We start from the raw sequence: 21,865 nt of genomic DNA on the forward strand, positions 1-21,865 counted from the left end.
AAGAGCACAGCGGGAATCCAGACGCTGCCGGGTTGACTATGGGTGTCCGAACCGCGAAAAGGGGCCGCTCTTCATGAGTGGCGTGCGCCGGCAGTCTAACCCAAGCCCCCCCGCCCAGGCTGCCGGCGCGCTTCTAGGAACATCGAGGTGGGGCACCACACCGCTTCCTTGTCCTACGCTTCGATCAGATCCCGCGCGGCCAGCCTCGACCGTCGCTTGCGCCTCTGCCGCTGAGACCTTGTGCTTCCTCAGCGAGTCAAGCCGATCACCTGCGTGTCGCCAGTTCTGTTGCTCACCGACGTGCCATTTGCGATGTGGTGTCAGTGAGAGCACCGCAAGCACCTTCTCTGGTAGTGGGCAACGCGGCTTGCGTTGCCCGTGTTGTTACTATTCTTCGGCGTGGTCGAGTTTTTCCCTCGGCTTCGGAATCGGGACATTCGACTTTGAAAAAAATAGGCCATGGTGGTCGATCGTCACGCCCCCCAGTTCGGCGGAACGATGGACACCAGCGCAAGCTCTTTGCGCGGGGGGCTCGTCCCATCAAATACTTGATGCAATTTGCGCTTTGCGTACCTCCGTGCATGTTGCTCGATGCCAGGCGGAGGCCTCTGTCTAAACGATCGCATCGATCGCGTTGCCGCGATCGCCGCAGCCGTTTTCGAGCAGGACAATCATGCCAGGCGGTGTCGGCAGCGATGCGCATGCAAAAATTCACAGATGCATTCTAGACTAGCGCATCTTCGCCATCGCGCTCGGCTATGAAGCCGCCTTCTTAGCTACGTCGCAAAGGGTTATCCGGCCAAGGCGGGTTCAATGGAATGAAATGAGGCCCTTTTGGGTCCTGAACTTTCAACTTCCAGACTGCCTTTTATGCGACTTTCGAAGCACAAAAGGCGAACATTTGAGAGGCGCGTGTACTTCAACGTAAATAGCCCAAGCGCTAGCTCGCCGCTTCGAAATTGAGCGATGTAAGCCGACTGAATTTTGGCGTTGCACGGTCCTCAAGCACCTGCTGAAGTCGTGGGTACACGGTCGCTGTATCTTTAACCGGCGCACCTCGCGTTAGTTCAAAGTTTTGAATCCCCGGAAGCGATTGTGCAGTCAGACTATCGAGAAGTTGACAAAAATCTTCGCACATACCAATCAAGCAATTAAGCCTGTCATCATCCGAAAACGCATTGATTGAGAAGGTATCGGCGTAAAGTATCGCGACGACACATTTGGTCGATGCGGTCATTGGGAGCGCAAGATAGGACCGAGCTACCGTCTTGATGTCTCGATCATCCCCAATCTCTTTCATGTCTTTCTTCAGATCCTTCAGCAACGCCTCAGACGAGGGGTAAGCTCGCGTTCGCACTATTTTCTGAAGCGCAAATGCCTTTCCCATGATGCCGGTCGTGACAGCGTTCATCCTTCCTGCCCCTCTGGGATCGTAAGGAATTCCAGAGTAGGCGCTCAATTGCTGAAGAAATTCGCCGCCCTCGCGGTTGACTGCGCGGTGGAGCACAACCCTCGTTGTATCGGCTATCCCAACGCTTCGAAGATACCCTGCCACAGCTGCCGTGAAAGGCAGCGCCGCCAATTGCGAAGCTCCTGGGACGGGCTCTGGGTACTGCGGTTTGATTTGCTTGGGTTCGAACGGATGCGGCGCCGTTGTCATGATAATATTCCTCTTGGATCGGGAGAGAAGAATCCGGGCAGCCAAAGCTCATCGGACAACTGATTGTCACTATCTTTCATTTTCGCGAGCCTCTTCGCCACTTTTGTATGGTCCGAGAAGAGTCCGAGAACGTGCGCATATGAACCCGTGCCGTAGCGTTGCACGATATGGCTTTTAGGGATGCTTTGTCGTTTCCCGAATTCGGCGATTGGTTCAAGGCTTATCGCAAATGCCCCAGCGTCATAGAGCAGGTACAGAAGAAACCTGTTCAGAAATGAACTCTTATTCTCGAAGAGATGGTCAACGCTCCAGTCCTCCCCATCCTCGGGCTTCACGTGCAAGACCACCCGCACGTCCTTGCGTAGCCGAGACCGTAACCTCGTAGTCGCAGTGGAAAGGTATTCCGCCAAAGGAGCAGACGCGTAGTCGAGCGTCTTCTTAACATTGCCGGGCAGGCGCCCACCGATCGGTCCAATTATCCGACGTAGTTCCTTCTCAACCTCATCGAGGTGGTTTCCGAGCAACTCGGCGAGTATGGTGTCTTGGCGGAAGCGTTCGATCGTGAGCCTGCAGAGATCGACCACGCCGCCATCTCCATGGCCTGACACCACGAACACGGGTCGAGCACCGGTTAGAACCGGCTGCCCCAAAGTATCATTCCGCCAATAAGAGCCTGACGCTATGGCCCCTTGAGTTGGCTGGCCTGCCTCCAAGCCAAATCCTGCAGCAACGACGATGGTATCGTAGCTTTGGCGGTCACCTGCCGGTTCACCAGCGCGAAAGTGCCGCCCGGCACGGTCTGCGGCTAAGCCCAACCACTCCACTTGTCCTCGGTGGGCATCCACCCTTAGATAGCCCAGGCCGAAAAATACTTTGGGAACGAGCAAGCCGTTGCTCTCGTTCTCCGTGCAACGGTCACCAAAAGTGTCAAGCATCTTGGCCGCAACGTCTGACGCTCTGCCTGCGGTCCAGTTTAGCACCGGGAGGCTGGCGCTCGGCCTCCTGCTCCCGGCTGCCGGCCAATTATAGATGAACGGGTGCAGCCACCGGGTATCGGAACCCTGCTGGAGCGGGCACAGGTCCCACCTTTGCTCGAACAAGGTTACTTGCACGCCGGGAAATGACGAAATCGCTGCAGCAAATGTGAGGCCAGCGGCACCGCCGCCAATGACCGCGACATTGCTTAGGGTCCGCCGCCCGTGAACATTGAGTTCCCGCAACGCCCAGGCTAGGTTCAATGCTCGAACCTGTTGTTGATAGACAGTCACGCCTTTCGACAGACTGCCGAGTACGAACACCTTATCCGTTACCTCATACGTCGAGGCTACGTGGAATGGGGCTGTGGTGGCATCGTGCATCATGCGAGTGAGATGTGAGGCAACGCGGTCGCAGGATCAAGGTGAAAAATTTGATGTCGAGAAAGGCATGGCGCTATTCCTGACAGTGCGCGGCCACATTGGCCGCGCAGCCATTCAGATGACCGTAGCTACTTTCGCCATGATCTTGCGAACAAGCATTCGTCTAAATGGACCAGAGGCACGCTCGGCGCGACTGGTGAGTGCACGGTCCAACGCCATGTTTCCCCGCTTTTCGCCTCAAGTGGGTCGACTCTCTTGCTCCGAAAATTGTCGCGTTAAATCCGCTGCCAACAACTGATGGCGGACGGCTCGAAAGTTTCAGCGCCCCCACCGACGCGGGTTCCTGACCTTCGGGCTGGCCTATTGCTTACCCAAAACCACGCCACGCACCATTTGGTGCTCATCGGGTAGGTTCCGCCCAAGAATGAACTCATTAAGCACGACGGTCGATGTCCCTGCTTGTAGCCGACCGAACGAGTGATCTCGCCACGTGGGGGTGAGCAGCGCCGGACGCAAGCCGACGAGCACCTGCCGGTCGCTGTGACCTACGACGAAGGGTACTGTAGTCCCGTCGATGGTAGCTGGGCTTTCGCAATTAAAGCCTTCCAGCTCAAGCAGCCGTCGGAGGTTGCGGAGCAAATTGGCCTGCGCTTCCGGTGCCTTCTCCTCAGGCAACGTGCCATCGAGGGCATAACGTAACAGCTCGGCACCGAGGTTCCGATCAAGACGGTCTTTGAGATACTGGTTGTGGTAATGCCGCAGACAACTCTCGCATGAAGCCTCGCAGTGGGAGGGGCACTGCTCCAACAGCGCCAGAGTCTGTTGGAGGATTTCCTCGATGTTCCTTGCGGCGAGGTCGGCATAGCCGGCTCCGCCAGACAAAGTGTCATACAGGTAAACGTCTAGCAGTAGGGTCTGGTCGTCCTGGTTCGGCACGATACGAAATCCCGCGCCGAATTCTGAAGGATCGAGGTCGATGTCGCGGTGACGGCTGGCCGCTAGGCGCAAGCCTTCAGCCACTGAGTACAATGCATCTTCGAGTATTCTTAACTGCAACGGGTCGCCCGTATCGGTTATGAGGGGGGGCTTCAGGCTGATGCGTAGCAGCAGCAAATCCGTGGAGAACACGTGCCCTAAGAACACGTTCTCATACGTTCCCGAGCACGTCGGCCCTCGCTTTGGCTTCCCATACGAATTCTCGATCTTATATGGTCGGCTGTGTGGGGCATGGGGTGGTTCCTCGACAGAGGCCCGGCCGCACTGGTTGCAGATCCAGAACCCGCCGCGACCGTCAGAAGTCTCTTGCCCTTTGTTGACGGTCACCAACTGACGATCCGTCGTGACTACACAAGAGAGGTTGCGGCCGATTACCCTCAGACTGGGCAGGTCGTCCTTACCGACCGGGACGGGAAATTGCGCGGCGGTGGCGTAAGTAATGTCTTGCTCGCGATCATCCTCTTTGAGCGCCCTGCCCTCCTCTGGCAGAAAAACCTGGGGCACGACCATGTGAGTATGCCTTAGGTGGCCGCCGCACACTGGACAATGAGCCCCGCCCTGAGCAGGGTCATCCAAATCCGCGACAAAACTGCAATTCTCGCAGTGGACTAGAGTGCGGCGCTTGTTGAAGATTGCCTCGGCACGGTTTTCGACATCCGGCAACGTGTTCGCAACGACACCGCCTGAGCGATATGTCTCTTTGTTGATGACGATCAGCCGCCCGGGCGCGTATTCGCTCAAGGCCTTTCCGATCGACTGCTGAGGCCGCTCAATGACCTCCATTTTCCACTCATTGTTTCGGGGAACCAGATGTTCAACCAGAAAACTGGATAGGTCTGTCGGGAAGGCATAGCTAGGTAGCAAACCCTTGGCGAAAAGGAACTCAAGCAGTTCCTGATCGGTGATGGCTTCACGCTCGGAGCGCTCATCCTCGTCTTCGCTGCCATTGGGAGCGTTTTCACCGCCTTCACCCAAGCTTTTGCCGCTTTCAATTGCTGCTGCCAATTCAGTTCGGAACCGGGCGAGAGTCGCCAACAAGTCTTCTGCCTCGTATTCGATCCAGGCATCGATCGTTCGAGGGGCAACACGCAGGTCATCCGGCAGCCAATTTCGGATCAAAGAACGCAACGGCCCCGTTGGTGCAAGAAGGTCCTGACGGACCCATGTATCGAAACTGGTTAGATCCAGACCGGACATAGGCTCACCGAGGAAGAAGTCCGTGGCCTTGCCGAGGGCGCGGAATAGCGCAGAAGACCCGGTGCCCAGAGTAACTTCGTGATGATCCATGTAGTTATGAAAAAAGGTCTGGAAGAGGTAGGCAGCGATATGGCGCCGTGCGATTTTTGGGTTGTCGATCTTCACGTCGGGATTGCGAGGATCGCCTGCCACGATCTTTTCGGGGTGACTGTAGTAGTAGCCGTCGTGAGGACCATTCTGCGCGTAAGTTAGCACGGTCGAAAGCGATGAACCGCGCCGGCCAGCTCTACCGGCCCGCTGCTGGTAGTTTTCCCGCTGTGGAGGCACGTTACGCAGGCCAATGGCGACCAAGGAACCGATATCAACGCCCACTTCCATGGTGGTGGTGCAGCTTAATACATCGATTGGCCGGTCGGTCTTGGCAATTCGGACATCCTTGAAACGCAGTTCAAACTGCTCCGTTGTCGCATGCACACGAGCATTGTCGCGGTTCGACAACTGAGCCGTGTGCTCTTCAACGGAAATGCTGCGTAGCCGTGCACTACCTGCCAGCACACGTTCCACCGGCGCACGCCAAAAACCCTTTCTGGCACGCACATACTCGCTTTGGGAAGGCGAAACAGGTTCACAGGATTCTGAACCGCAAGCTGCGCAGTGGCCATGAACGGTCATGGGCAAAAGGGCGGTACAGGCAGTGCACTGATACCACGTCATGTTCAGGTCGATGTTGACAACGACCTTCGCGGGATCGATGAAAATTGCCCCGGTAGAATCAGATAATCCGAGTTGGTCTGCGAGCTCTTTCTCAACCAGTCCGAGAATGCCTAGATCGGTCTGTAGCGCAGTTGCGAGCGCAGGCCGAACTACCTTCGGAAATCCCCCGTTGCTGCCCCACGATCCTCTCCAGCGGCCTGCCGCCTTTCCGCGTACATTGGGTTCGACGGAAGGATCAAAGGCGTAACTGTCCGCCACGCGCATCAACCACGCGGCGGCCAAACCAGATATGTCTGCGAGCGGAAGGGATGGCAACAACGGAGAGATTGCGGTGACAAGCTTCGCCAGCGCACGCTTGGCCGGAACAAGGTAGCCGACCGTTGTACCGGACAGCGAATAGTAGCGGCCACATAGCTGCTTGAGGAGAGCGATCGTGTAGCGGCTCGGCGGCGATCCAGGATCGAATTCCGTCAGCAATTCCTCGATCGGCTGATCCGCGTAGTCTTTCTGAAGCCGCCTTACCTGAGCTTCGATAGCTAGCGCATCCTTGCCGTCGAATATGGGCAGATTGCTGTCGCTCAGGACTTTAAGCACTGCGATATAGAGACCGCGCTCCGGCCGAGGTTCACGACCAGCTTCGCGCAACATCCTTGCAGCCAGCGCCAATACCTGGCGGAAAATATCTTGCTCCACTTCGCGTGGGATATCGCGAGCCAACCGGGCCGCCTTCTGCCGACCGTCGGAAAACAGCAAAACCTTGCGGCCACCATTTGGATACTCTCGGGTTTCCAGTCTCGATGCCGGCTGACCGTCCAATTGGGTCTTTACCAGATTGGCGAATGGCGCCTCACCTTTGGTGGCGTGGTCCATAATAGTAGAGGTTTCGCTGCGCAAAGTTGGTTCACCACAGGCGCAGCAGTTGGCAAACCTGACGCCATTCTTGGTCCAATCGTGGCTCTGCGTCGGCAGATAGACCCGGGTGAAGCCCGGGGCTGGTTGGTTGGCGCTGTAACCAAGACGGCCACTTCGCATGTCGAGCCAGGCTTCAACACAGTCGCCGAAGCTTGGGTTCGGCGGCTCCATCAGCAGTTCTATCTCGACTAACGGGGACTCATTGCCTTCGCGGAACGGTCCTGACGGAGTACTCCAAAGGAAGTCGGGCTGGGGTCGGTCGGCATAGGCCCGCAGATAGGCAGTGCCGCATTCGCGGTGCGTCAGGAGTTCGAAAACCCGTGCACCGCAATCGCACTGCCGACGTTGGTGCGTATGGAGCTTGCCAAGAATTCGACCGGAACCCTGATGGCGTGCTGCGGAACAAGTCGGATCGACGCATGCGTAAAGCCCAGGAAGACCGCGGAAGAACATATGCAGACGGGTGGGCAACAGCACCCTTTCGTCGACTTTGCGCCGCGCAAATGGGGCCATGGCCATGAGTGACGCCAGCGCCGGAGCCGCGTCCGGATGGTTTTCAAACAACTGCTGCTGCAAGTCGCCTAGTGCGATGGCCTTGCCCGATACAAGTTCTACGAGCCTTTCAAACACAGGGAATCCGGTAAGGTTGAGAAACAAATAGTCCGGCAGGTCTTTGGCCGACGGAGGTTCTGGCCAGCCCAACCGGGCGCCCAATGCCGCCACCGCCCCAAGCGCAGCTTCGGGGTGAGTTGCGTGCTCCTCAAATGCTGCCAAATCAAATACTGCGAGTGCGTCTGTCACGCTGCCGCTTGGCAGCCCGCTACCACGCCGCTTCTCGCGCGTGCCCGTGATAACCGAGAAATTTCGGCTCGATGATTGCGGGAGTCCCGTGAGGTTGCGGGCGAACAGCTCAATTGCAGTTTCCGCTGCAGCACCTTGACCCAAGCTGGCGCTGGTCAGAATGAAACGTACGCGCTCTCGAGGAACATCAAGGCGTGCAAGTAGGCGTCTGATCAAAAGGGCAACTTCAGCGCCGCCAGCACCACGGTACATGTGAGCCTCATCCAAGACCAGGATCAGTTGGTTGGCGCTATCGCTATGCAGCCAGTCTCTGGTTTGCTGGAAGATGGACCGTTCAATCGGCCGCATCAGCATATATTCCAGCATTGAGTAGTTTGTGATCAAAAGGTCAGGGCAGGCCCGCTGGGTTTCATCGCGGGTCATCATCTCACGGTCACCGGGCTGGGTGATGAGACGGCGGTTCCAATGACGATTATGCCGGGGCACTCCGGTTTTGGGATTCGGCCTCAGCTCTGCATGGTGTTTGCCGTAGAATCCGACCAAGTCTTTTGAGGGCCATTGGCCGATTTTAACAAGGCCTGAAACGGTCTCCGGCTGTCCCATCAGGGGCATATAGAACTCTTCGAAAAGCGGTTCTATGCGCTCACGGTCTCGTTTCGCGGTGCGTAACCCCGGATAGGGTGATCGGCCGGTGTAACTACCAAATCGCACCGGGCGCCCTCGCCCGGCCGAAACGATTACCGATGCAGCTTCGTCGCCGAATAGCCGGCGAATGCGGCCCAACTGGTCGTTAACGAGAGCGTTCATCGGATAGAGTAAGAGAGCACGGCAGCCTGGCAACGACGCGGTGGTCGGGCGATCCTGAGCTTCTTGGACCAGTTGGCCGATAATTGGCATCAAAAAGCTCTCGGTCTTGCCCGAACCGGTGCCTGTGGCGACGATGAGGTCGAAGCCGTCGAAATACCTCTCTAAAGATTGAGCCTGATGTACATAGGGCTGGGGAAACAAGCCGACCTTTGCTGCCGCAAGATCTCCCAACGCAGTCGCCACGACCGGTGGAAGGTCAAGTTCGTCATAAGGAGCTCCGAGCTCATAAACGGGGGTGGACTCGACAAAGGGCAGTTGGGCAACGGCACCTGCCTCGTCTAACAAAAACCGCCTTTCATGAATTAAGGCCGGGTTGCGTACGTGATACTGCGCCTCGATATAGGCTCTCAGGCTTTCGCCAAGCCGCCCCACAGTTGCGTGCACGCCATGCTCTTGTGGTTCCTGCCCGTTGCTCATGACACCGCCCCTTTGAGTTTTATTCCTAGCCGCCGGAGTGCATGCGCTACAAAAGGTACCGCTTGGACCGGAAAACCCATGCGATAAACTGACGGAGGGCTAGCACCGCCAAGCTCCCAACCAAGCGCAAGAACACGCGCTTCCTCAATTGGCAGATCCTTGGCCAGTGTGATCTGCGCCAGATCGTCTGCCTGCTTGAATTCCAGCCTCCGCGAGGCGCCCAAGGCTTCGTCATACGCAAAGCGGAACCGCCGTGCATGTTCATGCTTGACCATGACGGCCCGCCGCAACGATAACCCGCTACCCGAGTGCTCGAACTCCCCAAGGTAATATGGACGGTCGTAAAGCGATGTTGGCTTGGCCTGAACCCGGCATAGTCGCAATGCGACGCCACTAAGTTCTAACTCTTGGGGATTTATCCAGCGCGACCGCGATTGCCGCAAAGCTTGGTCCGGAGCGTATATTTCCAGGTGATCGGCTGAGATTCCCGCCGGTCGAAGACCCGGGCGATATTTCTTGAGCGCCTTGGCCATCCAAGCCCCAAGGGGTTCAGCGTAACCAAGCCAATCGTCGAATCTTTGCTCGATTATTCCGTTTGCCCGACCCGCCAAGTAGCGAAGGGCTCCTGCAGCGACGGTGCCGCTATTCGGTACTACGCCAAGCAGAAAAGACGGACCATCTGAAAGAGACACAGCGCGTGGAGGTGTCGAATGCCAGTAGCCTCCTGGAGAACGCCAAAGATCGCCGGCTCTCTCAAGCGCCTCTAGAACTTGCTTGGTCAGCGGACGCGCATCAGCAGATCCCAACAGACCTCCAAGATCGCCGTCAATCATATCGGTGAGGCGCCCAGTGAACACACCGTGACCATTCCGCGTTCCCTCTCCCTCGCAAGCCGCGCGCAGGTGCGAAGCAATCAACGCGCGCCGAATAGACTCTGAGGATCCCTGGATCGAAAGGCTGGCTATCACGTCAGCCAGCACTTCAGGCGAGGACAGGACGCGGAGTGAAAGGGTCATCTCAGCGCTACTTTGCCTTGATACCGGCTAGGCCCATGAGAAGCTGCAGCCGCGTGTCGACGTAGTTTTCACTGTCAACCCGCCCGCCATCCAACTGCTCTTCGATATCCTCGGGCGCGAGGCAAGTCATTTTCCATAGCGGCCACAACCAGCCGTAGGCGGCGGATTGGAGTGAACTGGGTGCATCGGCAGTACGAAATCTCTCAAGAGCGTTCATAAATGCTACTGCCGTTCGTTCGATGTGCGGATTCCGAAACGATGGCCCAATTCGTAGCATGCGCACTAGTTCTTCGCTTTGCGCGTCGCTGTTTGTCGGCTTAGTCGAAAGAGCGCTCGCATCAAGCGACGTCAAGGACCCTCTGGCGAGCGCAGCCTTTTTGGGGAAAAGACTCCAATCGAGGACGTCAGTGTCAAACACAGGCCCGAGTTGGAGACAGAGTACTTGCTCTGGGAACGTTGTAATTCCGTCGGCTAGGCTTGCCAATACCACGACGTTCCCATGCCGAACTAGGTCCGCGGTTGCGTCAACCAGCAATTCGAACGGCACATTGTTCACTCGCTCTAGAACCAATGCGCCGACTGCGCCATTCCGATCGCCAAGTGCTTCCGCGACATCAGCATCCATTGTCGTCGCATCAACAAAACCCACCGGTACTTGGGCGCGGACGACGTGCTTTGCAGCAAGGGTCATTGCTGTCACGCGCGCCAGCTCTGTAGCGAATGACCCTTTGAAAAACAGCACTTTACAGGCAACAATAGCAGTGAGCACCTCTTCGGCAAAGGTCGCGGCACCTGACGACCTCAGCCCAAGCGCCGCATAATTGGATGTCAGCATGCCTGCGGCTTCCAAGGCGGTACCTAACGCTTTGACCGAGCCCGTTTGTTCCGTCAGGGGCACCATCCTTAGAGACGGAGTAGCGGGAACCACCGCTATATCGGCTTGGGGTCTCACCGGACTTGTAGCCTGGCCCAATTGCGCGACCCGCTGAACAATATCGGCAAGTTGATGGTGAAGCTCCGCAGCCTGCTTGCCAGTTCGGTCGTCGAGATCGCTCCATAGTGCCTCGAGATCGGTAACGCTGTGTTCGGCCCTCTTAAGGCGGGCATCAGTTTCGGCACTGACACGCGTTGCATGCTGGCCATGGGCTTCCATGCCCTTGCGCAACGCTGATAATTCATCATGTATATTTTCCAGGGCGTTTGCCAACGCGCTGTCGTCAGCCACCGGCGCTGGCCGGGATACGATGCTGGCGACTGTTTCCGCTAGACGCGCGACGTCCCCCGATAAACCCTTGATCTCACTCTGCAAGCCTCGCAGCCGGTCTTCATGCTCCTGAATGCGGCCTGGCAACACCGACAACTCTCGGTCCTTCTGTACCGCCACCAACGGTTTTGCGCTGCTTGCCAAAAGTTGAAGGGTATCAGTGGTCTCAAACGGACTAAACTGAAGCAGCCGCGCGATAGTCTCTGCGTCACAATGATTGAGGAAAGACTGCTCATGCAGGCTGCGGAACAGAGTCTCGATCTCCGCTTGCGGTTGATCCGCTGCCACCTGGGGATGTTCTTTTGTCGTGGCCCTTTCGATCCCGTCCAACAGTGTGGCAAGGCCCTCAACTTGCGCCAAATGCTGCTGTGCCCATGCTCGCCAAAGGTAGTAGTAAGCATCCTCGGCGCGCGCCTTGCTGGCCTTGGCACCACCCTTCTTGAACAGTTGGTGGAGGAGAGCCTGCTTCCGCTTTGGCAGGCTGGCGACGCTATCCTTGCGAAACCCGTCAACACTGGGCAGCACATTCAGCAAAGCCCGATTGGTCTTCGTAGTCACCTCGTTGAAGAAGGAGAGCAACCGGCGATCACCGAGCGTGCGTAGCCGCTCGAGTGCCTGAGGGGTCGGCGCCGGCTGTGTCATCGTGCCTCCGCGCTGCTACGCGCTATGCGGCTCAGGGCCAGCCGGCGGTGAGACTCAAGCCAACGCGGAGCATTCAAGACACGCAATGCGGCTGATAGTTCGTCGTCTGACTCAGACCTGATAGCCATTCCTGCGCCTGCGAGAACCCAACGGGCATGCGCGCGAGCAGCGGCAGACAGGCGTCGGACGGATGTGTTCGCCACCGGATGCCCAGCAAACCACCATTCGCCGAAAGGGCCGAGGTCGAGGTGAATGTCAGATGCAATGTTTCGCAGGTGATTTTGTAGCAGCGCCAGGGCTTCGGCCGTTACTGTTGCATTTGCCGAAATGGTCTCGGCGCCTGCGACCGCCAAGGGCTGCTCATCCCAATCAATTTGGTCTGTTGCACGTGATCGCACCAAGGGAGAAAGGCCACTCGGAACCTGCAGACTCGTGAGGGCGAGCAATCCGGCGCGGACTTGTTCCAGTGACGATCCTGCCTCTACCGAATTCGCCGAAATAGACCGGGTGCCGAATGTCAGTAGGGCTGTCCGCGCGGTCCTCGCCACGGGCCTGGTAATGATTTCTGGCAAAAGCCGTCCATCAATGTCGAGCAAGGGCGGATGGGTCGCCGAAAAGCCGCCAACCCGTATGAACTGCCATTCATCCCGTGTCAGTTCCACGGTGGCAACGTCCTCGCCACTGCGCGCGGTCAGAACCGCCTTGTCTTGACCGTCTCCGGCGTACATTGCGAGCGTCAGCTCGCTCTTCGCGTCCAGCACCACTCGAGCGGAAGCATCAACAAAAAGCATCGCTGGCGTCACAATGCCCCACCGGCGCTTTGCAGGCTGTAGTTGTAGCCCGGTCGCCCGGCCGATCCACTCAGCTATCTCATTGTCCACCACCTGCGGGAGGGTAACGAGAAGACAACTCCACCGCTTAAGGTTAGCGAGACGCGTAACGGCGAGTTGGGGCGGCACACGCGCGATCAAATCGGCCTGCTGGACAAAATAGTAGGTGGAACCCCAGTCAAGCGTGGCTACCACCGATTGGCGACTACCTCTTCCCGCTGAAAAGACCGTAGTTCGCCCAGCGTCCAAACCCGGTACGCGCTCCTGCACAGCCTGGCCGTAAGCTGTATCCACATCCGGGCTGACCCAAGCCACACGGAACGTCGCAGCGTCAGGATTGACAACGTAGGTCAGCGGTCCGGCGTGCAGTCGAGCGCATGCCACCTGGACGCGGAACCCGTCGCCGCCGCCATCAAAGGTCAGCGTCCCCTTCACGGTAGGCGCACGTGGAATCTCTACTTCGAGACCCCAGAACGTAGGTACCTTGCCGGCCGGTTGTTGAACATGGAGATTCAGCGAAAGCGGTGCCGGCAAAATGGCAGGCTGCGGTCGTGGCTGCGCAACTGGCTCCGCCACCGGCCCCTTCCATCCGTCGGACGAGTGATAAAGGTAGCATTCAGGTCGCGCAGCACCCGAAATATGAGCGAAATGCGCATCGCGAAATGCGCCTTGCCGGGGGCTTACACGCGCTTCACACACCGGGCAGGCATAGCGCCGGTACCGCTGTGCCTCCGATGCGGCAATCCGCTGTCCGCTCGCAAGGTCAATGGCGAAATACATCCCGGTGCCTTTCAGACGGCAGCTTACGCTGCCTGTCTCCTCAACTCGTCAAGGCTTCCAGCGACGTCGCCGCGCACAAGTAGTGGGACGCTGTCCCTGCGCCATCTTCGAAAAGCTGGCTCACGGCTGCCACGGGGGGCCATCCATCGCCTTACGGCCAGCGCGGACACCTCGGCCACACTTAGCAGGTCCTGGTAGTCAGGCTCAGCCCCACCTCCACGCAGAATGTCGGCCGTATTTCTTGCCAGGGGACAGAGAAACACCTGCCTTTGGATGCCGTGTTTGAGCAAGGAATTCTTGAAGCCGAGCCGAGTAAGCGCAGCCTTGATGGTTCGTAACCGCCAGTTCGGTCCTTTGCCGTACGCATGGTGATCCGCGTACTCATGCTTGAGTTGCCGGAGATACGACCGCAATTTCACAAACAACGCGTCCGTGATATGGAAGTGGCCCCACCCCGTCGTGTAGCCCACCGGCTCGAAGTATCGAGTGCCGTTTAGCGTCAATCGGTTATAGACCGACGACCGTCCCATCGACGATGTTGTGGTCACCATCAGGAGACTAGCGTGCTTGGCTGCTCCTGAAATGATACCAACTGACTCTCCATAGGTGTCCCTAAAGTCCTGCACTACCTCCTGCGTACGGACCAGTGCAGCCACGGCCTTGCCGCCGAGTAGGAATGAGTACGGTGGCACAGCTCCCAACACATAAGCGTCAAGCAGATGGACCAACCTCAGTGATCGGTCAGTTGAATTCCAGCCCACCAACTTATCCCGAACCGAGAGATTAAATACCGGATCACCCAACGCGATGATGCCGGCCAAACGGTCATGCCCCTCATCCCACACCAAATAACGGAGGCGCCGGCCAAACCCAGCCGAGACGGGGACGGACCAAGTCAGCGTAGCCAGCCGAAATAGGTTCGCATCCTTCGTGTCGCTTCGCACTCGCCGAAGTACCAACCTAATGTTCGCAGGTTCGATCTCATCGCCATCCGCAAAACAGGGCAACAGTTCCGATTCGTATCGGGCAAGGAAGGCTGCATTCGCTTTGAGTTTCTCGCTACGCTGTTCCGCATGAAGCAATCGTACCGCCTGCTTGTCCTGTCCAGGGGACAACAGTTGGCCGGTCTTATCCTTTTTGAAGCCGATACGCTTCAGATCCTGGCGAACCGCTCGCTTTAGCTGCGCTTCCGGCGGCGGAAAATTGATTAGAGTTTTCTCCCCCAAGACACCTTCTCCACAATACATTCCGGTTGTTCCGGACTTTTGCAACACCATACAACCAAACAATAGTCTAAGTTCAAGGCAGTAGCCGAGGCACAACCCTTCTCGAACCGACACCCAACTCGTCGAGATTCGCTGGCGAAGTCGATGCTCCAGCCTCTTGTGACAAAAACGGTCCGCGAACTAATGTGATGGTCATGACTTTACCCCTGCATCTTTATCATCTCAGACCGGACATCCTTCATATACAGTCAGTCGCAGATTAGCTGCTCGATGAAATTTCACCAGTTTCGGTTATCCACCGATGATCGGCACGCGCAGCGTCGCGCCTATCTAGCGGGGCCCGGTGGCTTCAGTTCGGCAACAGTGAAGACAGGCTCAACCGATACACTGTCAGGAATCAGGCGCTCTTGACGAATATAAGCAGGGCGCCAGCATCGTCCCGCCGGCCACCCTTGCCGCCTACAAGATCACGCTTTCCGAGATCGCCGATCTTTCTCGGGGGTTCGACCGAATTTTGGGATAGTGCCTGGAAGGAATGGGATTGTGCCTGGCGCCAGATCGCTCGCCTCGACAGGAGGGGTTCCGCCTTCGTGGAAGCTTGCGAACCTGGTCATTACGACTGGGCTTCGCGGTGTCCTGTTTCCGTCGCTGCGCCATGCTGGCCAACCTTGTCGAGGGCGATAAGGCCGCAGTCCCTGATCCCGATCACCGGCTGCCGTACGATCAGTCATCATGGCCCTGAGTTGCAAGCTGTCGCAAGCAACCCTTTTCGATCAGTTCAGAGCACCTCATCCTCAATCACGCCTCTCGTTGGCTCGCCCTCTTCGCCGTCGCCCTCCCCCCGGGCAAGACCGGTCGGTATATCGCCGGCCAGCAGCTTTTCCTTCGACAGCAGCCCGGCGTCTTCGAGCGCCTCGAAATCTGGCAGTTGGCGCAGCGTGTCGAGCCCAAACTGCGACAGGAACGTTTTCGTCGTCACATAGGTGTAGGGCGCCCCCGGCTGCGGGCTGCGCGGCCCCGAGGCGATGAGGTCCTGCCCGCGCAGAACGGCGATCAGGTCGCGCGACACCTCCTTGCCGAAGAAGGACGACAGCTCGCCACGGGTGATCGGCTGGAAATAGGCGATACACATGAGGACAAGAGCCTCCGACTGCGACAGTTCTTTTTCGCCCTGGCCGCCTTGCTGGCCGAAGGCGGCGTGGATGACGTCGCCAAAGGCCTTTTTGGTCCGGTGCTGCCAGCCGCCGGCGACCGCGACCAGTTCATAGGGGCGGTCGGTGAGTTCGGCGCGGATGTCGTCGATGATCAGCTCGAGATTGCAATTCCTTCCCACCACCCGCGCGAGGACACTACGTGTCACCGGTTCATTTGCCGCAAAGATCACCGCTTCGACGCGGCCCATCCATTCGCGCCAGCGCAGCTCCGGCGGCAGGTGGTCCAATTCCGGGTCGAGCAGCACAGGCTGTTCGTTCGGCTTGCGGCGGGCGGACGCTTCGCTCATCGCTACAGCCCAAACAGCCGAAAAGCGGTGCGGCCGGAGAGCTCGCGCACGGCATCCAATTGTAGTAGCCGGTCGAACAAGCGCCGCGCCGCAAAACGCGACAGGTTTTTGGTCGTCAGCGAGCCCGAAACGGCGTCTTCATTGAGGAGTCTTTGGATCACATCGTCCGCCCCCTTTGCCCTGAGCTTCGGTGCGACGGCGATGAGCCGCTCCGCGCGACGCGACAGCTCGGCGGCCAACCGGCAGGCGTCGGCCGCTGATCGAAGCAGCGCCAGGCACACCGCCCGCTCAAACCCTTTTTCGCCCGGTCGAATGCGCTTGCCGCTGGCCTCATCGCGAAAAGCCGGACCAAAGCCCTGAGCCATCAGGAGCGGCAGCGGCCGCGGCCAGCGCAGGCTTTTTGCCAGCACCAGGTCGGCGAGCCACCAGGCAAAAAGCTCGGAGTCAGGGCGTACGGCGACGACGTGAGCGGCAATCGCCGCGGCGGCGAATGGCGCCGGCCGCTGCAACCCAGCCAGTTTTTCGATCTCTGTGCAGAGGTCGGCGAGCGCGGCACTATCCCAATGGAGCCCGAGCTGGTCGACGATCTTTTCGAACCGATCGGCGCTGGCGACAGGCAGTTGCCCGGCCAACTGCCGCCAGGCCCCAAAGATGGTGCCGGCGGGTCCGGGGTCGGTCCCGACCTGGCGCAGATACCAAGCGTCGCGCAGGGCGGCCGCGTCCTCGGCGCGGCCAACAAGCCGCATGCTGGCGGCGGCGCAGCTAAGCGCCAGGCGCTGCCGCCAGGCCCCGGCCCCGGCAGGCTGCGCGCGGGTGAGCGTATCGAGGGCACCCAGGGCGGCGCCTGCCCGGAAGGCCGCGTCGCCGTCACTCGGCGCGCCGGCGCTTGTGATCGCCCAAGCCGGAACGGAGGGCGGCGCAGAGAAGCTGGCGATCGCGGGATCGAGGCGAATCATGATTTGGAGAGTAAAGTGCCGGTGCGCTTTTTGCCATGATTTTTGCGCCAAAACGCACAGCCTGTCGATAGACTTTTATGTCCGATAAGCTTGCCTTATCGGACGTATTCTGATAGGCTGCCAAACCATGCAAAATCCCCCGGAAAACCCGCCCGAAATCGACGACACGGCCGATGGCCCCCAGGACGGCGATCTGCCGGACCTCATCGATCTGGTGATGGATATGGGCTCCTCGCCCCCCACCTCGCCGCCGCTGGCGCGCCTGGAAGCCCTGGTCGCGACTGCGACGGCCTACGCGAAGGCGGCCAACTCCGACAATACGCGAGACGCCTACGCCAAGGATTTTGCGCACTATTCGTCCTGGTGCCGGCGCAACGGTTTCGAGCCGCTGCCGCCGGAAGTGCAAAAAATCGGGCTCTATATCAGCGCCTGCGCCTCAGGCACCGCCGCCGGCGATCCGAAACGCGGCCTGCCATCACTCTCCGTCGCAACGATCGAGCGGCGGCTGTCCGGCCTCGCCTGGAACTTTACCCAGCGCGGCCAGCCGATGGATCGCGCCGATCGGCATATTGCCACCGTGCTCGCCGGCATCCGTCGCAAGCACGCAAAGCCGCCACGGCAGAAGGAAGCCGTGCTCGGCGAGGATCTGTTGGCCATGGTCGCAACGCTGGATCATGGTTTGAGAGGCCTCCGGGACCGCGCCATCCTGCTCCTGGGTTTTTCGGGCGGGTTGCGCCGTTCGGAAATCGTCGGCCTCGACGTCGCCCGCGACGACAAGAGCGACGGCGCCGGCTGGATCGAGATTTTTTCCGACAAGGGGGTTCTGGTGACGCTGCGGGGAAAAACCGGCTGGCGCGAGGTCGAGGTCGGCCGCGGCTCCAGCGACCTCTCCTGCCCCGTCGTGGCACTCGAAACCTGGATCAGGCTCGGGCGCATCGCGAGAGGCCCCCTCTTCCGCCGGATCTTCAAGGACAACAAGACCGTCGATGTCGAGCGGCTCTCCGACAAGCATGTCGCCCGCCTGGTCAAGCAGACCGCGCTCGCCGCCGGCGTTCGCTCCGATCTTCCGGAAGGGGAACGCGCGCTGCTGTTTGCCGGGCATTCCCTTCGCGCCGGACTCGCCTCCTCGGCGGAGATCGAGGAGCGTTACGTGCAGAAGCAGCTCGGCCACGCCTCGGCCGAGATGACCCGCAAGTATCAGCGCCGACGCGATCGGTTCCGGACCAACCTCACCAAGGCGTCCGGGCTCTGAACAAGCCCCTCGCCCCACGTGAGGGAGGCCCATTTTGCGGGTTGTCAGCCATTTGCAGGCTTGCCGATTGATGATGACAACGTATATGCTTCATGAGTATCTAGCCCGAGGAGGCCGACCATGCCGAAAGAGGCGGTTTTCACGATGAAGCTCGAGCCAGAGCTGCGCGACGCCTTCATTGCCGAAACCGAAGCCGACCACCGGCCGGCGTCGCAGGTGGTTCGCGAGCTGATGCGTGGCTACATTCAGCGCCGGCGCGAAGAACGGGAGTATGACGAGTTCCTGCGCCGCAAGGTCGAAGTCGCGCGATCCTCGATGCGCGCCGGCCGAGGCCGGACGAATGACGAGATCGAGGCTGAGTTCGCCGCCCGGCGTGCCAAGTCGGCAAGCCAGGCGTGAGGGTCGTTTGGACACCAGAGGCCGAACAGGACCGTGCCGACATATGGGACTACATTGCGGCCGACAACCAGTCGGCGGCCGCTCGGATGGACCAGCTTTTCAGCGACGCGGCGGCGAAGCTGGCCGATTTTCCCAGGCTCGGCCGCACCGGAAAAATCTCCGGCACGCGCGAGCTGATTCCACATGAGAGCTACCGTCTGGTTTACGAAGTCGAAGGCGAAGACTTGTGGGTGCTGGCCCTGGTGCATACAGCTCGCCGGTGGCCGCCGACAAAAGAGTAAGGCAGGGCTAATGCCAAGGCGGGATTTCGCGCCATTTCCGTAAACGACCCCACGCAAGGACCGAAATTTGGTTGGAAATTTCAGCTTACCGCTTCAATTGAAATCGGAAACTAAAAGCCACACCGAGGCTCTCCTGCGGGGTCTCGGCTTCTCCAATGTCGGCATTCGTGTCGGGGACGGGTCTCGCGGCTGGCCTGAGCACGCCCCATTCGACAAGATCCTGGTCACCGTGGCGGCGGGGCAGGCGCCGCCCGCTTTACTGAAGCAACTCAAGCCGGGGGGACGCCTCGTTCTGCCTGTGGGACCTGAAGAAGTGCAGTTGCTGACGGTCATCGACAAGGATTCGGCAGGGCAACTGAAGACTCGGCAGCTTATCCCAGTTCGGTTCAGCCGGCTCGAAACCGTCTGATGAGCTCCGCTACTCGAACCGATCCGGCAGGTGATGCTCCTCGGCGAGGTCGGAGAAGCGGGTGAACTCGCCCTGGAAGGCGAGGCTGACCGAGCCGGTCGGCCCATGGCGCTGCTTGGCGACGATGACCTCGGCCTTGCCGCGCATCTCGTTCATCTCGTTTTCCCATTTGATGTATTCGTCGGTGCCGGGCTTCGGCTCGGTTCTTCAGATAGTATTCCTCGCGGTAGACGAACATCACCACGTCGGCGTCCTGTTCGATCGAGCCCGATTCGCGCAGATCCGAGAGCTGCGGGCGCTTGTCGTCACGACTTTCGACCTGGCGCGACAGCTGCGACAGCGCGATGATCGGCACGGCAAGTTCTTTGGCCAGCGCCTTCAGGCCGGTGGTGATCTCGGTGATTTCCTGCACGCGGTTCTGCGAGGATTTGGCGCTCGATCCCTGCATCAGCTGGATATAGTCGATGACGATGACGTCGAGGCCACGCTGGCGCTTCAGCCGTCGCGCGCGCCGACAGCTGCGCGATCGAGATGCCGCCGGTCTGGTCGATGAACAGCGGGATCTTCTGCATGGTGCGAGCAGGCGACCAGTTTTTCGGGCTTTGTCGCAAACTTGCCCTTGGACGACCAAGCTGATCAGGTACGGCGTTCAGGCAGCGAGGATTTCAAACTGGCTCGGCGAGCGATGGTGCCGGATTGTAGGCGTACTTCGCCTGTTGTTTGCGCATCATGTGAACCATTTCGATACCAGACAGGATCGTCGCAGCACTGGCGCTTGATTTGAATCCGAGCATGGAATGTGTTTCGGCCCTTTAATTGCGGCTATTGGTCAAGCATTTCTTTCGTTCCATTGCCGGCATCATGTGTCCTGGCTTGAGGTGCCTCAACGTGTGCAACGACGTTTGGACGAGGCCAACGTCAGCCGATTCAACGAGATCACCGCACCACGCCCCGATGGGGCATTGTGTTTCGCCCATTCGAATAGTCATCAATTCTGTTCTGCCATCGCCGGGGTCATGGTCCTTTCCGAGGTCGAATGCCTCATGATGATGTTCGGGTCGGGTGCCTCAACGTGTGGAACGAGGTACGGAAGAGTCGTCCTCAGCCGAAACAACGAGGTCACCGCAACCGCCGTCCCGGCGGGGACATCACGAGCTTCGCGAAGGAAGGCTCGAGAACTGGTTTGCGGTCGAACTGCTACGCCATCTTTTCGTTTCCCCACTCAAAGCTGGTGCCATCTACCCAGAGGCAGTGAAGGAGAACGGCGATCTTGCGAGCGACTGCCACCTTCGCCTTTTTCATGCCGACCCGCTTCGACAGACGAACGCCCCACGCCTTCAGCGTCGACCACTTCTTCGTCCGGTGCATGAGCACGCTGGCCGCTTCGTATAGATAGGTCCGCAACAGGCGATCTCCCCAGCGTGAGACGCGGCCGTTTATGTCAGTTTCGCCGGACTGCTTTCGTCGCGGTGTCAGGCCAAGATAGGCGCCTACGTTGGCGGCCGAGCGGAAGCGCGACGGATCGTCGATCGTGTGTCGGAAGGTGAGCGCGGTCACCACACCGACGCCTGGAACGGTCATCAGCCGGCGGGTGGTTTCATCGCCATGGGCAAGACGCCGGACTTGCCGATCGAGCTTCTCCTGCTCACGACAGACCTGCTCGTGAATGGTCAATAGAGGCTGGATAACCGGCAGAAGCTCATGCCCGTCAGCAACCAGCTCCAGGGCTTTTCGCCTGAACTGCGAACCGATGGACCGTCCGAACAGCAGACCGTATTCCTTCAGCATCGCGCGGACCTGGTTTTCGAGATCGCGGCGGATCCCGACCAGTCGTGACCGGGTGACCAGCATGGATCGGGTGGCCTGACTTCCAGCGCTTTTCACCTTCACTTCACGATACCAGCCGACGCGAACCAACTCGGCGAGGCCGCGGGCATCATTCTCGTCGCTTTTGTTCATCCGCACCGAAAGCGCCGCCTTCGCATGCCGAGCATCGATGCAAACGACCGGCAATCCGACCCGCTTAAGCTCGTGCCAGAGCCAACTGGACATGGCGCCCGTCTCGAAGCCGATCCGCTCGGCGCCAGGCGCGCTTGCGCAGCAGTTCCGTCAATGCTCCCGGATCGGACTTGGCTTTCCCCTGGAACACGATCTTTCCAGCATCATCAACCACGCAAACGCTGGTCTCCCGCTGCGAGACATCCAGCCCGACATATTGCTTCACTGCGACCTCCTTATCCAAGTCGGCGGCTTCTGCCGTCGGCGAAGTCTTCCTTCAAAGGAGCACCGACAGCAATTACGTCATCGTGTGGAATAAGAATAAGGACCCCGTTTCAGGGGTGATCGGCGTCCAAAAGGGCTCTGACGCACTCTCGCTGCGGCCACAG

General features: G+C 59.2%; 12 protein-coding genes and 5 pseudogenes. 4 read left to right on the top strand and 13 right to left on the bottom strand.

Going from position 1 to position 21,865, the window contains the following annotated elements:
* Positions 1 to 940: 940 nt before the first annotated feature.
* The 10 genes and pseudogenes from NKJ73_RS31995 to NKJ73_RS32040 form a co-directional block, all read right to left on the bottom strand.
* The gene (locus NKJ73_RS31995; protein ID WP_352572318.1) at positions 941 to 1,660 is read right to left on the bottom strand and encodes a hypothetical protein; all 720 of its coding nucleotides are present in this window, start codon (positions 1,658 to 1,660) and stop codon (positions 941 to 943) included.
* The gene (locus tag NKJ73_RS32000) at positions 1,657 to 2,595 is read right to left on the bottom strand and encodes a hypothetical protein (protein ID WP_352572352.1); all 939 of its coding nucleotides are present in this window, start codon (positions 2,593 to 2,595) and stop codon (positions 1,657 to 1,659) included. The genes NKJ73_RS31995 and NKJ73_RS32000 overlap by 4 nt, the downstream gene beginning before the upstream one ends.
* 150 nt (positions 2,596 to 2,745) lie before the next feature.
* A pseudogene (locus NKJ73_RS32005) lies at positions 2,746 to 3,021 on the bottom strand (NAD(P)-binding protein); the annotation flags it as partial.
* 357 nt (positions 3,022 to 3,378) lie between these two features.
* Positions 3,379 to 8,922 carry a DEAD/DEAH box helicase gene (locus tag NKJ73_RS32010; protein ID WP_352572320.1) on the bottom strand — a complete coding sequence of 1,848 codons (5,544 nt, stop codon included), beginning with the start codon at positions 8,920 to 8,922 and terminating at the stop codon, positions 3,379 to 3,381.
* Positions 8,919 to 9,938, bottom strand: a complete 1,020-nt coding sequence (druD, locus tag NKJ73_RS34400) for a Druantia-type antiviral defence protein DruD (RefSeq protein WP_502905418.1) — start codon at positions 9,936 to 9,938, stop codon at positions 8,919 to 8,921. The genes NKJ73_RS32010 and druD overlap by 4 nt, the downstream gene beginning before the upstream one ends.
* A gap of 7 nt (positions 9,939 to 9,945) precedes the next feature.
* Positions 9,946 to 11,844, bottom strand: coding sequence for a hypothetical protein (locus NKJ73_RS32020; protein WP_352572324.1), 1,899 nt, complete (start codon positions 11,842 to 11,844; stop codon positions 9,946 to 9,948).
* On the bottom strand, positions 11,841 to 13,454 hold the full coding sequence (locus NKJ73_RS32025; RefSeq protein ID WP_352572326.1) for a competence protein CoiA family protein: 1,614 nt from the start codon (positions 13,452 to 13,454) through the stop codon (positions 11,841 to 11,843). The genes NKJ73_RS32020 and NKJ73_RS32025 overlap by 4 nt, the downstream gene beginning before the upstream one ends.
* Positions 13,455 to 13,477: 23 nt before the next feature.
* Positions 13,478 to 14,680 carry a Druantia anti-phage system protein DruA gene (locus NKJ73_RS32030; protein WP_352572327.1) on the bottom strand — a complete coding sequence of 401 codons (1,203 nt, stop codon included), beginning with the start codon at positions 14,678 to 14,680 and terminating at the stop codon, positions 13,478 to 13,480.
* Between the two features lie 778 nt (positions 14,681 to 15,458).
* Positions 15,459 to 16,181 (bottom strand): SMC-Scp complex subunit ScpB, encoded by a 723-nt coding sequence (scpB, locus tag NKJ73_RS32035; RefSeq protein ID WP_352572329.1) that lies wholly within the window; start codon positions 16,179 to 16,181, stop codon positions 15,459 to 15,461.
* Between the two features lie 2 nt (positions 16,182 to 16,183).
* Positions 16,184 to 17,137: a DUF1403 family protein gene (locus NKJ73_RS32040; protein ID WP_352572331.1), complete on the bottom strand. Its 954-nt coding sequence runs from the start codon at positions 17,135 to 17,137 to the stop codon at positions 16,184 to 16,186.
* 127 nt (positions 17,138 to 17,264) lie between these two features.
* On the opposite strand from NKJ73_RS32040, the gene NKJ73_RS32045 reads away from it, so the two are divergent.
* From NKJ73_RS32045 to NKJ73_RS32060, 4 genes and pseudogenes are all read left to right on the top strand, one after another.
* The gene (locus NKJ73_RS32045) at positions 17,265 to 18,389 is read left to right on the top strand and encodes a tyrosine-type recombinase/integrase (protein WP_352572333.1); all 1,125 of its coding nucleotides are present in this window, start codon (positions 17,265 to 17,267) and stop codon (positions 18,387 to 18,389) included.
* 120 nt (positions 18,390 to 18,509) lie between these two features.
* Entirely contained in the window at positions 18,510 to 18,788 is a 279-nt protein-coding gene (locus tag NKJ73_RS32050; protein WP_352572335.1) for an antitoxin of toxin-antitoxin stability system, read from the top strand.
* A complete protein-coding gene (locus tag NKJ73_RS32055) occupies positions 18,785 to 19,069 on the top strand; it encodes a type II toxin-antitoxin system RelE/ParE family toxin (RefSeq protein ID WP_352572337.1) in 285 nt (94 codons plus the stop codon). Before NKJ73_RS32050 ends, NKJ73_RS32055 begins: the two co-directional genes overlap by 4 nt.
* Positions 19,070 to 19,175: 106 nt before the next feature.
* Positions 19,176 to 19,478 (top strand): annotated as a pseudogene (locus NKJ73_RS32060) (protein-L-isoaspartate O-methyltransferase family protein); the annotation flags it as partial.
* Between the two features lie 9 nt (positions 19,479 to 19,487).
* Here the strand turns inward: NKJ73_RS32060 and NKJ73_RS32065 are convergent.
* The 3 pseudogenes from NKJ73_RS32065 to NKJ73_RS32075 form a co-directional block, all read right to left on the bottom strand.
* Positions 19,488 to 20,075, bottom strand: a pseudogene (locus NKJ73_RS32065) (DnaB-like helicase C-terminal domain-containing protein); the annotation flags it as partial.
* A gap of 52 nt (positions 20,076 to 20,127) precedes the next feature.
* Positions 20,128 to 20,272: pseudogene (locus NKJ73_RS32070) on the bottom strand (IS6 family transposase); the annotation flags it as partial.
* Positions 20,273 to 20,675: 403 nt separating this feature from the next.
* Positions 20,676 to 21,702: pseudogene (locus NKJ73_RS32075) on the bottom strand (IS110 family RNA-guided transposase).
* Between the last annotated feature and the right edge of the window lie 163 nt (positions 21,703 to 21,865).

Origin of the sequence: Mesorhizobium sp. M0074 (genome assembly GCF_040322975.1) — a bacterium.
In the GTDB taxonomy this organism is placed as follows: Bacteria; Pseudomonadota; Alphaproteobacteria; order Rhizobiales; family Rhizobiaceae; genus Mesorhizobium.